The organism is Pseudomonas sp. SORGH_AS_0211 (assembly GCF_031453455.1).
Taxonomy (GTDB): Bacteria; Pseudomonadota; Gammaproteobacteria; order Pseudomonadales; family Pseudomonadaceae; genus Chryseomonas; species Chryseomonas aestiva.
This window is the reverse complement of sequence record NZ_JAVIZV010000001.1, coordinates 1772815-1785992: the sequence shown is the minus strand read 5'-3', so window position 1 is coordinate 1785992 and position 13178 is coordinate 1772815. Positions and strand designations below refer to the sequence as shown.

The window sequence follows — 13178 nt, the reverse complement described above, 5'->3', positions numbered from 1 at the left end:
CTCTCCGGAAAGGTGAACGGCTGATCAGCAGTCGGTCAGGTTCTGGCCATCGCCACCGGTGACCGGAGGGCGCCTGGGTTGGTTGGGGTCTTGGGTCTGGCTGAGCTGCAGCTGCAGGGCGGAGAAGTCGGTCTGCAGCTGCTGGTGCTTGCCGGCCAACTCGGTGAGGGCAGCCTCGGCGCTTGCGAAGCGCTCGTCCTGCTCGCGGACGTGCTCGGCCACGGCGGTGACCGCGGCGCCGAACTGGGCGAACTCGCCCTGGGTCTGCGTCTCCTTGCCCTTGAGCAGCTCCTGGACCTTGGCGAAGAGCAGGGCGCCCAGGCCGGGCTTGTCCTCGACCTCGTCGAAGGTGAGGGCGGTCTCTTCGGCCACGGTGAAGAGGTTGTCCGCGTGCAGCTTGCGGCTGGCATACGGATTGGCCGCCGGATTGGCTGCGGCGAAGGACAGCACCTCGGTGCCGAGGCTGGCGGGGCTGTCGGTGATACCCAGGCCGACCAGGTAGGCGGCGCCGGTGTCGGCGAATTTGGGCGAGATCTCGATCGAGGTGTAGATCTTCTGCTTGGCCTTGTTCATGGCCACCAGGTCGGCGGTGGGCTCGATCTGGGCGAAGAGGGCCAGCTTCTTCTGCCCGTTGATTTCGACCTCTTCGGCTTTCACCGCCACCACGTCGCCGTAGGCCTTGAAGGGGCTGTCCGCCACGCTGCTGCGGATGTGCTCCATCCAGATGCGGGCGCCGTAGGTCTTGGGGTTGTAACTGGCCGCGGCCTGCTCGATCCAGGCGCGTTCGATCTGGCGGCCATCGCTGGTGGCGCCCTCGACGGCGACACGGAAGAAGGGAGAGCGAAGTTTCGGGGTCTTGGGGTCGGCCATGCCGGGGATCCTCAAAGGCTTAGCGGGAGTGCTTGGGCGATGAGGGGCATGGTCGGGACGCGCGCGCGTCCCAGCAACGAGGGGCCGTTGTAGCGGCGCGCTGTACAAATCCGCGCGCTATGGAGGAGGGAGGCGGGGCGGCAGTCTGGCGGCCATGAAAAGCCTACCTGAATCCAACTCCGTGCCTATCCCGTCCACCGACCTGCTGATGGACGTGCGCCGCCGCGCCAAGCATCTCTACTGGATGGGCTGGCGGGTGACGGAGATCGCCGAGGCGATCGAGGAGAAGGAAAAGACTGTCCATAGCTGGAAGGCCCGGGACGAATGGGATCGGGCGGACAACGTCGAACGGATCGGCGGGGCGCTGGAGGCGCGCCTGGTGCAGCTGATCCTCAAGGACGCCAAGTCCGGCGGCGACTTCAAGGAGATCGACCTGCTGCATCGCCAGCTGGAGCGGCAAGCGCGGATCCAGCGTTTCCAGGGTGGCGGTACCGAGGCCGAGCTCAATCCCAAGCTGGACAACCGCAATGCCGGGCCGAAGAAGAAGGCCGCCCGCAATGAGTTCACCGAGGAGCAGATCGAGGCCCTTGAAAGCGCCTTCCGCGACCAGTGCTTCGGCTACCAGCTGGACTGGTACCGGGCAGGCCAGCAGCGGACCCGCGCCATCCTCAAGAGCCGGCAGATCGGCGCTACTTTCTACTTCGCCCGCGAAGCCTTCCTGGACGCCCTGATCACCGGGCGCAATCAGATCTTCCTCTCGGCCAGCAAGAACCAGGCGCATATCTTCAAGGCGTATATCCAGGCCTTCGCCCGGGAGGTCTGCGGTGTCGAGGTGACCGGGGATCCGATCATTCTGGCGAACGGCGCCGAGCTGCACTTCCTCGGCACCAATGCCCGCACTGCCCAGGGCTACCACGGCAATTTCTACTTCGACGAGTTCTTCTGGACCTTCCGCTTCGAGGAGCTGAACAAGGTGGCCAGCGGCATGGCCATGCAGAAGCAGTACCGCCGCACCTATTTCTCGACGCCCAGCTCCATGGCCCACGAGGCCTACACTTTCTGGACCGGCGAGCGCTTCAACAAGGGGAAGCCGGTCGCCCAGCACCTCAAGCTGGACGTCTCCCACGACGCCCTGCAGCGGGGCCGGCTCTGCGAGGACCGGATCTGGAGGCAGATCGTCACCATCCTCGATGCCGAGGCGCGCGGCTGCGATTTGTTCGACCTGGAGGAGCTGAAGCTCGAATATTCGGCCGAGGCCTTCCAGAACCTGCTGATGTGCCAGTTCGTAGACGACGGCGCGAGCATCTTCCCCCTGGCCATGCTGCAGCCGTGCATGGTGGACAGTTGGGTCGAGTGGGCCGAGGACTACAAACCGTTTGCAGCCCGACCCCTGGGCGATCGCCCGGTCTGGGTCGGCTATGACCCCGCCGAGACCGGCGACACCGCCGGCCTGGTGGTGGTCGCGCCGCCAGCGGTACCGGGTGGCAAGTTCCGCGTGCTCGAGCGGCACCAGTTCCGCGGGATGGACTTCGCCGCCCAGGCCGAGGCGATCCGCCAGGTCTGCCAGCGCTACTGGGTGAGCTACATCGGCATCGATGTCACCGGTATGGGCAGCGGCGTCGCACAGCTGGTGCGCCAATTCTTCCCGGGGCTGACCACGTTCAGCTACTCGCCCGAGGTGAAGACCCGCCTGGTGCTCAAGGCATACGACGTGATCAAGAACGGCCGGCTCGAATTCGACGCCGGCTGGACCGACGTCGCCCAGTCGCTCATGGCCATTCGCAAGACCACCACCGCCAGCGGCCGCCAGTTCACCTACACGGCCGGCCGCAACGACACCACGGGCCACGCGGATCTCGCGTGGGCCCTCTTTCATGCCCTACACAACGAGCCGCTGGAGGGCCAGACCGCCCGCAACACCGGCGTCATGGAGATCTACTGATGAGCGATTCCACCACCCTGGCCAGCCCGGCCGCCCACGCGCCTGGCGTCGAGGCCTTCACCTTCGGCGACCCCGCGCCGGTGCTCGATGGCCGCGAGGTTTTCGACTACCTGAAATGCTGGTTCAACGGCCGCTATTACGACCCGCCGCTGTCTCTCGACGGCTTGGCCAAGGCCACCCGGGCCAGCGTCTATCTGGACTCGGGGCTCAAGTTCAAGCGCAACCTCCTGGCCCGCACCTTCATCCCGCACCCGCTGCTGAGCCGGGCCGCTTTCGAACAACTGGCCCTGGACTACCTCTGGTGCGGAAACGCCTACCTGGAGCTCAGGCAGTCGCGCCTGGGTACGCCGATCAGCTTGCAGCCGCCGTTGGCCAAATACATGCGGCGAGGGGAGGAGGGCCGCTTCTTCCAGGTGCGGGGCTGGCAGGACGAACACGAATTTACCCCCGGCACTATCTGCCACCTGCGTGAGGCCGACATCAACCAGGAGATCTACGGCATGCCCGAGTGGTTCGCCGCCATGCAATCGGCACTGCTCAATGAGTCGGCCACGCTGTTCCGCCGCAAGTACTACAACAACGGCAGCCACGCCGGCTTCATCTTCTACATGACCGACGCCGCGCAGAAGGAGGAGGACATCGACTCCCTGCGCACCGCGCTGCGCTCGGCCAAGGGCCCGGGCAACTTCCGCAACCTCTTCGTCTACGCGCCCAACGGGAAGAAGGACGGCATCCAACTGATCCCGGTCAGCGAGGTGGCGGCGAAGGACGAATTCAACTCGATCAAGAGCATCACCCGCGACGACATGCTCGCCGGCCTGCGGATCCCGCCGCAGCTGATGGGCATCGTGCCCCAGAACGCTGGTGGCTTCGGTTCGATCAAGGAGGCGGCGGAGGTATATGCGACCAATGAGCTGGAGCCGCTGCAGGCGCGGCTCGCTCAGGTTAACGAATGGTTGGGAGAGGAGGTGATCCGTTTCAGACCCTACGAAATGCAGTCCGCAGGCTAAGCTTCTGATCGCCGCGCTGCTTTCATGCGCTTTTCTAGAATCAATACCACCCCTGGAAACAAGCGATTTCCGTTAGAAAATTTGACATCGCCGAGGTCAGGGAAAACGTACGCGTAAGAAGTGTCCTTGTTTCGCGGACTACGGAAGTTTTCAGTTCGCTCTATCCAATGATCGATTCTTTCACGAACCTTTTCCGCGCAAACGCCTGAATCGGCGTCATCAGGGCAGACGTCATCCAGACGCAGCGTAGGCACTGCAAAAGTCGCTGCGTAACGCGTGTCACCTTCGTACTTCGTAAGGTGCCCAGAGTCTTCCCATGCGGCGTCCATGGCACGGTGTAGATAGAGGACCGGGCTGGCACGCTCTCCAGTCGGCTGGCGGCACTGTTTGGCCTCAAAGGCATAGCTACGAGATCCGTCTGGAGAAGAGCAGCCAATATAGAGGTCACAGCGGCCGTTGCGTAGTTCTCCACCTTCGACGCCAGCCTCGAAGGCCTTAGCCCGCTTTTCAGTGCTGAACTCTTCCAGAGCAATAGCGCCTTTCATGGCCCAGGCGGCGCCAGCTAAGGTGCTGAGGCTTGCTCGTTCGTTGTACCACCAGCAGTTGTCATTCTGGTGGAAATCACAATAGCGCGTGACCACTTTGATCCAGCTCTCGAACAGCTTAGCGATGTTTGCATCGTCATCGCATACGTGGATTTTGCTTAGCGTTTTGAAGGTCATCGGTTACATCTCATCCGTGTGGTCAACCGCTGTTTCGACCGCTTCATCACTTTCTTAAGGCAGATCGCACCCCAGCGTTTGCCTACCGATACGCGGTTTAGACTGCATGACCATTGGTCAACTGCACGACGCGATCATTTCTTTTAGGCGGTGGCCGGCAGGGCGAGCACGAGTTCGCTCCGGGCACCATCTGCCACCTGCGCGAGGCCGACATCAACCAGGAGATCTACGGCATGCCCGAATGGCTTGCCGCCATGCAGTCGGCGTTGCTCAACGAGTCGGCCACGCTGTTCCGGCGCAAGTACTACAACAACGGCAGCCAAGCCGGCTTCATCTTCTACATGACCGACGCGGCGCAGAAGGAGGAGGACATCGACTCCCTGCGCACCGCGCTGCGCTCGGCCAAGGGGCCGGGCAACTTCCGCAATCTCTTCGTCTACGCGCCCAACGGCAAGAAAGACGGCATCCAGCTGATCCCCGTCAGCGAGGTAGCGGCGAAGGACGAATTCAACTCGATCAAGAGCATCACCCGCGACGACATGCTCGCCGGCCTGCGGATCCCGCCGCAACTGATGGGCATCGTGCCGCAGAACGCGGGCGGTTTCGGCTCGATCAAGGAGGCTGCAGAGGTGTATGCGGCGAATGAGCTGGAGCCGCTGCAGGCGCGACTGGCTCAGGTGAATGAGTGGATAGAGGACGAGGTAGTCCGATTTCAGTTATATCAATTTTAATCGCATTGCAATTTGTGGGTCGTAATGTTATTCGTCTCTGCTTCGAGAGTTTTTTTGAATGTCTCCAAAGCCATCTAGGTAATCTCTGAGCATTCCAGCATGTTGCAGCGCCCTGAGCGAATTGCGCCCAGCTGCGTTTTTTTCATGTGCCTCAGTTATCTGACACCACGGACAAGAATTTGCTTTGGCTTCTGTTGGCTCTTTGCATAAGCGGCATTGGTTTTCTACGCTTGTTATTTTTGATTCATCAAAAACATAGGTTTTACCGGATTCATCTACAAGGAAAGGATTCGTACTACTTTTGCCAATTTTCTTCCTATAAAATTTGCAGTTATTTAGCTGTGCAAAGGTTTCAAGTTTTCTTTGGTCTTCGTCGAGCATGGATGTCCCAGCAATCACGGCGGTGATGGTCTCGGCTGGTACTGATAAGAGATATAAGCTATCCGAAATTTTCCGTATTGCGGATTCATTTATTAGCATTCGTCTTTCTTGCTCGTAACTCCAGCAAAGTTGCTTTGAAAAGTAGGCTGTTCCTCCAACGACTTCGCGAAGCATCGCTATATGACGGAACTTACACGTGGTGTAGGCTCGTTGCAAGTAGCGGAGCAGGCTTTCATTTGGCGTATCATAGTAATGAATGTCATCGAAACTGCAACTTGGCTCTTGAGTATTTTCTTCAATCCATTTTTCAAGTGCAGCTTCATCGAACTCCAAAGCAAAGCCTGTTGAGTTGGAGGCATAATGTGCCCACATAGGAGTTATAACAGGCGATTTAGAAAAGCAGGATACATATTTTCCAGTTACTGTGGCAATGATCTCCTGGTAATAGGCGAGTAAGTGTGGCGATTGATTGTAGTCGATTGTTAAAAAGAATTCATAAGGATCATTGTAGTCTCTAAGCTGCGAAACTTTAATGCTTGTAGTGTGATTTGCAGCGTTGAAGAAGCTATCTACGAGTCCGGGGCTCATGTATTTGTATATTTTGCTCATATCCGTTCCGTGGTTGACGTATTATGTTTTTCTAAATGGCGAGTAGTTCGCCAACTATTCTTTCGATGTCGAAAATCATTTGATTTACATCGCCTGCGTTGAAGGCCTGTATGTTTCCGTGGGCCGCATTATTTCGAATGTCAGCTAGAGCGGTGATTCTTTTTTGAGTTAGCTTGCTATAGGTTTCTATTTTTGCAAGGTCTGCGTTCATCTTATCAAGTTTTCCTGTGGATATATCCTTTTCGACGCAGATGGTTCGAAGGGTTGTTTCAAGAACAGTTCCGGAGATTACCGCCGCTGCTTGATAGTAACCATTATTAGCCAGCTCTTTGGCTTGATCTATTTCATTGTCAAAGACCTCTGCTTGGGTAAGCTTTCGACTTGACGTCATGTAGCCACCTTCATAGTCCTCTTTCGCTGCTTTGAAAACTGCTCGGACTCTTTTCAGTTGCTGATATTCATCATCATAAGCTAGGATTTTTTCAGCCTCACAAAAGGATTCATAATGCTCTGATTTCTTGCCTGCACATTTAGAAAGTAGGTTTTTTGTTTTTACCTTCCACTCTAAGAATAACTCGCTGTCGATAAGGTCGTACACCGCGAAATCTGCATGCTTCGTTGTTCGAGTTTGCTCTATTGGAGGTAGTTGGAGCAGCAGTTCGTCAAATCTTTTCTGGAAAACTTTCAAGATGCATATCTCCTTATTTAAGCCGAAACATCTTCAATGCAAGTGGTGAGTCATCTATGAGTTATAGGTTTTCAAAAACCCATCCTCTAATTATCTTTTTGTGAATTTGGCTGTTAAAAGATCCTGATTTAATAAAGGTTGGGTTTCTCGATTGCCGCAAAAAGGCTATCAAGTCCTGATCTATTGCTAGGCAGATATCATGCTTCCTGAAGAGCTCGCGCAGCTCTGGCAAGTTCAGCACGATCTTTCCTGATACGGCACGGGCATGATTGCAGTGTTCTCCTGCGCCCTCGAGATACGCCACCGCCTCCCAGAACGCCTTCAGCACATCCGGCGTCTCCGGATCGGTCCGGCCGATGCTGTCCAGCTCCGGCACGCTTAGGCCTAGCGCCTGGGACACCTGAGCAAGCTGCTCATGAATCGCGCTACGCAGCACGCGGTCCCGAGTACGGTGCAACTCCTTTAGCAACGCCAGGCGGTGGCGGGATAGGGCGATCTGCTTGTTGGCGGTCGCCGCAGCACTTGGCCGCTCGGCCACGCCCTGGGTCCAGTAGTTCCAGAGAGCGTCGTCGCACTCTTCCTGGTAGCGGATGATCTTCTCCCGCAGCTCCGGGGCGACCTTGTTCGGGCTGATGGAGTAGAGCCAGGCCGGCAACTTCTTGAGCGGTAGGCATGCCATGCCTCTGAGCTTCCCGTCTTCGGCAACTGTGGTGATTTCCACCATAGTTGAGGCGAATCTTTCTGCTAGCTTCGAGTGTTGGCTTTTCCAGTCCATCCCCATGTTGGCAACGATAGGCTTCATCGCCACATAGGGCTCGTTGTCCTGGCCGACCAGGACGACCGTGTCCCCATTGAAGGGGACAGGGAATAGCTGAGGTGCGTTGTGCATGGCGTCGGCTCCCTGCCTAGATGATCGCGTCCAATTCGTTCAGCGCCCCGTCCAGTTTGACCCGGAGAGGCTCCAGCAGGCAATGCAGGTGATCGCCGCTCAGGTCCCGCGCGTGGGCGACCTCCAGCAGCATCAGCAGCAGCTCCAGAGCGCCGTGCAGGCTGCTCAGTTGGGATTGCGTATGGGAGAGGGACTTGAGGCCGGCAATGACGCTGGCCAGCTCTTCCAGACTGGCATCGAAGCCGTTGGCTTTTAGAACGGCATCATCGAGGCCACGGAGCAGATTGAAGCGAGAGTGCAGATCGTCGAGACGTGACAGGGCATTGAGCTGCATGGATGAATCCTCTGAAGGCTGAACACCGCGCCCAAACGCCAATTTGGGTGAGCGGAACCGTGCGGGTTGGCGTACCGGTCAGAGGGCCGGTGAGCCCGAAGGCTCCCACGCACGGCCCGCCCATAACGGGTGTAGCCATGCCGCGGGCACAAAAAAACCGCTCGAAAACGGCGGTTGTGTCCGCCTCTGATTCCGGGACGCCAATCCCAGGCCGCTGATTTTGCAGCGACGTAACCATCGTAGGGCCAAGGGTGTATGCGGTCAACGTCTGACAGTTCTGACCTAGGGCCAAGGGTGTATGCAAAGGGACAGCTGCTGGTCGCGCTGATCACTCCATTGCTGGCTGACCTCCTGTGTCTATGACCTTTCGAAAATACTCCCGGCTTTTGGCCGCGGGCACCCAGTACAACTCAGCGCTGACGAAATGGTACGTCGCCTGATGATCAAGCTCTCCTTCTTCTTCTCCGTAGATGCAGATCTCGCACTCAGCTTCCTCTAGACGAGTGATGCTGTACTTCCGTTGAGAGCTGCTGCCTTCGGATCGGCTGATGCTTGTATCGCTAGTAAAGCTGCACTCGAGCTTGCCAAGCTTCCCTGCCATGAGCTGCATGAAGTGTTCGGGGCCTGCGGGGACATCGGCCCAGTAGCGCAGGGTCAGCTCCTTATCCGATTGCCAGGTTCCAAGAAGCGGGTTTTCAGTCTGCATCGATGATTGACCTAGGGCTGGACCCGGCGACAGCACGCCAGGGAGGAGAGTGGTGGGCCTATCGTAGCCGACTGACGAGGCCTCCAAGGGAGAAGCTGGCTGACGCGTGAAGGCGGAAGGGACGGCTGCACCTGGCGCGCGCCGTCGTCCCCCCGCCACGCCTGCGGGCTAAATGGGTCGCTTTTTCTGCAGCCCTGCACCTGGCTCCAGCCTGCACCGCTACTGGGGCGGAGTGGGGCTACGGTAGGCGGAAAATCCCTGCGAATCCCTGCACCACCCGGCCTTTTCTCATGAGTCCCGCGACCCTCATTTTCGATAGAGGGCTGGGGGACCGTTACGACTGTCCCCGAGTCAGCCCCACTTGCTACAACCCGCGCCAGGTCTGACTTTCCCGTCTTTCAGCCTACTGTTACGGCACTGTCCCCGTCTCTGTGACTGTTTTCTAAGTTACTGATAAATATAGCTTTATTGTTTTTTTATCGTAACAGTAGGGTTTGTTACTGGAGAACGGTGGTATTACGCAGCCGGAACAGTAAGACCAATCACTGGAGGCCGCATACTGAGAGGGCTCCCAGGCCACTCAAAAAGTCGGTAACGAAGATTACGCCAGCCCCAGCCCTGAACATAAAACGGGGCTAACGCCCATTAGCGCGATAATAGTCCGACGCTCACTCTGACGCTCTCGCACGTTCACAGACGCTCACAGGCTGACGCTCAGGCGCTGGCTGAGGCGTCGACAAGCAGGCTGGAATGGCGTGTAGAGGAGGGCGAAAAGGAGGGGCCGGAAGAGGTCAGTGCTACAAATTTGCTACGAAACGAAGCGGAGGGCCCTAGAGGCCGCGCCAGACGGGCGTTTCAGGTTCGGTCGGCCCGATCCATCATGGGCGCCACGGAAAATCGGCGGGACGGCTCAGGGCGCGTGGTTGCTGGGTTTGAGGCGGTTTCGGCAAGCATCTGGGTACGTCTGTTCTAGGCTCTTGTTGCTACATTTCAGCCGGTTTTGGCAGGCGCATTGCTACAACGTAGCAAGCGCAAAAGATCATGTAGCTAGACGAAGCGGGGACGATAATGTCAAGCCGCTGGAAGTACAGGGCGCTGCCTTTACGGCCCAACTCCGCATAGTGCGGGATGAAGGTCGAGTCTATCAGGAAAGCCAGGCATCCGACCGGAAGCGGACCCTTCAGGCATTGATGAAAAAGTGAGATATGGAGCGTATTCAACGCACCACGCGGCCGTCTTCGGCTCCAGCTGTGAGCTCTATGCCGACTTGTCGAATCGGGTGATGCGTACCCTCCAGGGGATGGTGCCGGACCTGGAGGTGTATTCGATCGACGAATGCTAGGCGGACCTCATCGGTTCGCGCATCTTCAGCGACCGGGTGTACCGCCTGGAGGCGCTACGCGAAGCCATGGCTACCTACGCGACCGGGGCGGCCGAGAAGCTGCGTGAACAGAGGTCGCTGTGCTCCACGCTGCTGGTGAGCGTGCAGACCGGCCAGCACGAACCCGAGGAGCGCGGCTACTACCGCAGCCTGGGCATCCAGCTGGCGCATCCGACCGACGACACCCGCATCCTGGTGCAGGCCGCCTTGCCGGGCTGGACCCGATCTATCGCGAGGGTTACGCCTACTCGAAGGGCGCTGTGGTGCTGGGCAACATCGTGCAGACGCCCGCTGATCCGGGGTGGCAGATGCGGCGGGAGCTGTTGCCGCAGGCGGGGTAAACTATAAATATTTTTTGCCAATAAGTTATTATTGACCTTCCATGATAAAAAATTATTTGGGCGGTTGCATGAGCTCAATAGTGATTCCGTCAGGGCTGCTTATATAGGCAACAACTGTCCCTGCACGCGGGCCGCTCGGGATCGCTTGTGAAGAGCCTTTTATTTCCCAGCCGTGCAATCTGATCTTTTCGACAGTCACATTTATATTCTCCACACTTACAGCGATATGTGCTGCGCCGATCGCGCCAGCGCTGCCAGGCGCCTTACCTAAAGTGCTAGCGGTCGAATACTCCAGAAGCTCTATAGGGAATCCTGAAGGTGATACAACAAGTGCCATACGGCACCGTGGATCATCGACACCCGTTACTTCTCGCAGGAAGTCACCGCCCATTTCGCCCTTACGTACAACTTCGAAACCCATAGCCTCCGTCCAGAATTTGATTGCATCTTCGAGCGAAGAGACTGAGAATCCAATGTGATCTATCACTACAGTGCCATTAATCATATCCAAGCTCCATTATTTCTTCACTTCGATTAATAATTTAAAATTTGTGCATTCGATCTATAATTTTGTATCTTTTACAGGAAGTTATTTTTGTCACCAGACTTTTTGAAAAGGTTTATTCTGACATTTCTCTATTTGGTCGCCCGAGCGACATCTCTCTTTGGCCTTGACAGTCAGATGGAACGCTCCTGCTTCTTCTTCCACTCCTGCTCCACCGCCCGCTTCGCCGTCGCCTTCATCGCGTACAGATGCCACAGCCGCCGCGGCTTCTTCTGGTCGCTGGCGGTGAGGGTGTGTTCCTTGCCGGTCTTGGGATCACGGTAGTAGGCGATGATGCCGGTGTAGTCGCCTTGGATCTCGTCGAGCAGGTCCTCCGGCAGCTTGGCTTCCAGCGCCAGGCGGGTGATGTAGACGCCGTCCGCCGTGAGGCTGTGCTGCACGTTCCCCTCATACCAGATGATGGCGTCAATCTTGGCCTTCACGCCCTGCAGGGTGTAGGTGAGCTCCGGGCGGCCCAGGGCGAGCTGGTAGGTGAGGGGACGGTACCGCACTGCGGGCGGTTCCACGGCTTAGGGCGGCGCGTAGCGCGGAGAGCGGGTCGGCATAGGTGTGGCGCAGGTCCTTCACGTTCTCGCCGCCGCCGGCGATGGCTTCCTGCTTCTTGGCGCTGTTGACGTCGTAGCGCTTGCGGTCGGCCTACAAGTAGCTGTTCCGGTCGCTGTCCCCGCAGATCAGGCTAGCGTCTTCTGTTCTTTCGAAGATCCTGACAGGGCCAGGTAGGCCACACCTGCCATGATCGTCACGTCTGCGAGGTTGAAGACGCCCGTATGGAGTGAACCCAGGTTCAGGACCAGGTAGTCGACAACGTGGCCATCGCGGAAGAATCTATCGATCAGATTCGAACCGCCTCCAAGAGCGATCAGATACAAAGCCGCCGAGCGACCTGGGGACTGCTTCCAACGCGAGAGTGCCCAGTAGATAACGGCTGCCACAGCTGCCAGCGCGCCAAGGAAAATCACTGATTTCACTGTCGGCGGCAGATCCTTACCGATGCTGAGGAAGGCGCCAGGATTCAGACTCAGGACCACATCCATCCATAGGCTAGAGGTGCCAAGTCGATAGGAGATTGCTGCAAGCTGAGCCAGCGCAGCGAGCTTAATCAACTGGTCTACCGCTACAAAAGCCAGTCCCGCCCTGCGATGGCCCACAGGGTCCAAGTGCTCCGCTTTATCTAAATCCCCGTCTATGTACGTTAAGCGGCGCCATGATCGCATCAAAGCTGCCTTTTAGCTTCGCAGATGGTATTTCGTCGAGAATTCAAAACCTGCGGGATCTAGGCGCGTTTCGCGTAGCTGACTCGCCAGAATGCGGTCTGATATAGCTCGCGACGGAAGAGTCAACGGCCATGCGGGTCGATACCAAATAAAAGCGGACACCCCTCACAGGTGTCCGCGTTGTCCATGCCCCTTACTTCGGCATCAGCACGGTATCGACCACGTGGATCACACCGTTGGACTGCATCACGTTGGCGATGGTGACGGCGGCCTTGCCGCCCTTGGCGTCGACCAGCCAGAGTTTGCCGTCATGCAGCTTCACGGTGAGGTCTTCGCCCTGGACGGTTTTCAGCCTGGTCATGCCGCCATGCATCTTCGCCTCGGCCATCAACTGCTTGGCGGTGTGGGTGCCGGGCACCACGTGGTAGGTCAGGATCTTGGTCAGGTCCGCCTTATGCTCGGGCTTTACCAGGGTATCGACGGTGCCGGCCGGCAGCTTGGCGAAGGCTTCGTTGGTCGGGGCGAAGACGGTGAATGGACCGCTGCCGTTGAGGGTGTCGACCAGGCCCGCCGCCTTGACGGCCGCCACCAGCGTGGTGTGGTCCTTGGAATTGACCGCGTTCTCGACGATGGTCTTGGATGGGTACATGGGCGCACCGCCGACCATGACGGTATCGGCGGCGAAGCTGAGTGGGGCGGTGGCACCTAGGATCGCGAGACTGGCTACGATGGCGATGCGCTTGAGCAAGGTGTGCATGGTGCGTCTCCTGAGTTCTTCGGCCCTCCGGATGAGGG

The 13178-nt window shown here is 58.0% G+C and carries 13 protein-coding genes and 2 pseudogenes; 4 read left to right on the top strand and 11 right to left on the bottom strand.

From position 1 onward, the window contains the following. Window positions 1-24: 24 nt before the first annotated feature. Entirely contained in the window at window positions 25-870 is an 846-nt protein-coding gene (locus QE393_RS08310; RefSeq protein ID WP_310042959.1) for a GPO family capsid scaffolding protein, read from the bottom strand. A gap of 154 nt (window positions 871-1024) precedes the next feature. Between QE393_RS08310 and QE393_RS08305 the strand changes: the two genes are divergently transcribed. Both QE393_RS08305 and QE393_RS08300 read left to right on the top strand, forming a co-directional pair. Next, the gene (locus tag QE393_RS08305; protein WP_310042957.1) at window positions 1025-2812 is read left to right on the top strand and encodes a terminase ATPase subunit family protein; all 1788 of its coding nucleotides are present in this window, start codon (window positions 1025-1027) and stop codon (window positions 2810-2812) included. Further along, window positions 2812-3822 (top strand): phage portal protein, encoded by a 1011-nt coding sequence (locus QE393_RS08300; RefSeq protein WP_310042956.1) that lies wholly within the window; start codon window positions 2812-2814, stop codon window positions 3820-3822. Before QE393_RS08305 ends, QE393_RS08300 begins: the two co-directional genes overlap by 1 nt. On the opposite strand, the gene QE393_RS08295 is transcribed toward QE393_RS08300, so the two are convergent. Further along, window positions 3819-4544, bottom strand: a complete 726-nt coding sequence (locus tag QE393_RS08295; protein ID WP_310042954.1) for a hypothetical protein — start codon at window positions 4542-4544, stop codon at window positions 3819-3821. The two genes, QE393_RS08300 and QE393_RS08295, sit on opposite strands and share 4 nt — an antisense overlap. A 152-nt stretch (window positions 4545-4696) precedes the next feature. On the opposite strand from QE393_RS08295, the pseudogene QE393_RS08290 reads away from it, so the two are divergent. Then, window positions 4697-5275 (top strand): annotated as a pseudogene (locus QE393_RS08290) (phage portal protein); the annotation flags it as partial. A gap of 27 nt (window positions 5276-5302) precedes the next feature. On the opposite strand, the gene QE393_RS08285 reads toward QE393_RS08290, so the two are convergent. From QE393_RS08285 to QE393_RS08265, 5 genes are all read right to left on the bottom strand, one after another. Next, the gene (locus tag QE393_RS08285) at window positions 5303-6265 is read right to left on the bottom strand and encodes a DUF2971 domain-containing protein (RefSeq protein ID WP_310042953.1); all 963 of its coding nucleotides are present in this window, start codon (window positions 6263-6265) and stop codon (window positions 5303-5305) included. A 31-nt stretch (window positions 6266-6296) separates the two neighbouring features. Then, on the bottom strand, window positions 6297-6953 hold the full coding sequence (locus tag QE393_RS08280; RefSeq protein ID WP_310042950.1) for a DUF4145 domain-containing protein: 657 nt from the start codon (window positions 6951-6953) through the stop codon (window positions 6297-6299). Window positions 6954-7014: 61 nt separating this feature from the next. Beyond that, window positions 7015-7842, bottom strand: coding sequence for a phage antirepressor N-terminal domain-containing protein (locus QE393_RS08275; protein ID WP_310042948.1), 828 nt, complete (start codon window positions 7840-7842; stop codon window positions 7015-7017). Between the two features lie 16 nt (window positions 7843-7858). Beyond that, window positions 7859-8176 carry a DUF1484 family protein gene (locus QE393_RS08270; RefSeq protein ID WP_310042945.1) on the bottom strand — a complete coding sequence of 106 codons (318 nt, stop codon included), beginning with the start codon at window positions 8174-8176 and terminating at the stop codon, window positions 7859-7861. A 328-nt stretch (window positions 8177-8504) separates the two neighbouring features. Continuing rightward, on the bottom strand, window positions 8505-8882 hold the full coding sequence (locus QE393_RS08265; RefSeq protein WP_310042942.1) for a hypothetical protein: 378 nt from the start codon (window positions 8880-8882) through the stop codon (window positions 8505-8507). A 1351-nt stretch (window positions 8883-10233) separates the two neighbouring features. Between QE393_RS08265 and QE393_RS22510 the strand changes: the two genes are divergently transcribed. Further along, window positions 10234-10611, top strand: coding sequence for a hypothetical protein (locus QE393_RS22510; RefSeq protein ID WP_405046288.1), 378 nt, complete (start codon window positions 10234-10236; stop codon window positions 10609-10611). Between the two features lie 45 nt (window positions 10612-10656). Here the strand turns inward: QE393_RS22510 and QE393_RS08260 are convergent, their stop codons facing one another. The 4 genes and pseudogenes from QE393_RS08260 to QE393_RS08245 all read right to left on the bottom strand — a co-directional run bounded on the left by QE393_RS08260 (window position 10657) and on the right by QE393_RS08245 (window position 13140). Beyond that, window positions 10657-11109, bottom strand: coding sequence for a VOC family protein (locus QE393_RS08260; RefSeq protein WP_273807328.1), 453 nt, complete (start codon window positions 11107-11109; stop codon window positions 10657-10659). 173 nt (window positions 11110-11282) lie between these two features. After that, a pseudogene (locus tag QE393_RS08255) lies at window positions 11283-11790 on the bottom strand (phage late control D family protein); the annotation flags it as partial. 50 nt (window positions 11791-11840) lie between these two features. Beyond that, window positions 11841-12317: a signal peptidase II gene (locus QE393_RS08250; RefSeq protein WP_310045617.1), complete on the bottom strand. Its 477-nt coding sequence runs from the start codon at window positions 12315-12317 to the stop codon at window positions 11841-11843. Between the two features lie 259 nt (window positions 12318-12576). Then, window positions 12577-13140: a fasciclin domain-containing protein gene (locus tag QE393_RS08245; protein ID WP_273807330.1), complete on the bottom strand. Its 564-nt coding sequence runs from the start codon at window positions 13138-13140 to the stop codon at window positions 12577-12579. Between the last annotated feature and the right edge of the window lie 38 nt (window positions 13141-13178).

What these genes read in the sequence shown, in the direction of transcription:
- QE393_RS08310 (WP_310042959.1), bottom strand. Translation starts at nt 870, where the DNA reads ATGGCCGACCCCAAGACCCCGAAACTTCGCTCTCCCTTCTTCCGTGTC.
- QE393_RS08305 (WP_310042957.1), top strand. Translation starts at nt 1,025, where the DNA reads ATGAAAAGCCTACCTGAATCCAACTCCGTGCCTATCCCGTCCACCGAC.
- QE393_RS08300 (WP_310042956.1), top strand. Translation starts at nt 2,812, where the DNA reads ATGAGCGATTCCACCACCCTGGCCAGCCCGGCCGCCCACGCGCCTGGC.
- QE393_RS08295 (WP_310042954.1), bottom strand. Translation starts at nt 4,544, where the DNA reads ATGACCTTCAAAACGCTAAGCAAAATCCACGTATGCGATGACGATGCA.
- QE393_RS08285 (WP_310042953.1), bottom strand. Translation starts at nt 6,265, where the DNA reads ATGAGCAAAATATACAAATACATGAGCCCCGGACTCGTAGATAGCTTC.
- QE393_RS08275 (WP_310042948.1), bottom strand. Translation starts at nt 7,842, where the DNA reads ATGCACAACGCACCTCAGCTATTCCCTGTCCCCTTCAATGGGGACACG.
- QE393_RS08270 (WP_310042945.1), bottom strand. Translation starts at nt 8,176, where the DNA reads ATGCAGCTCAATGCCCTGTCACGTCTCGACGATCTGCACTCTCGCTTC.
- QE393_RS08265 (WP_310042942.1), bottom strand. Translation starts at nt 8,882, where the DNA reads ATGCAGACTGAAAACCCGCTTCTTGGAACCTGGCAATCGGATAAGGAG.
- QE393_RS08260 (WP_273807328.1), bottom strand. Translation starts at nt 11,109, where the DNA reads ATGATTAATGGCACTGTAGTGATAGATCACATTGGATTCTCAGTCTCT.
- QE393_RS08245 (WP_273807330.1), bottom strand. Translation starts at nt 13,140, where the DNA reads ATGCACACCTTGCTCAAGCGCATCGCCATCGTAGCCAGTCTCGCGATC.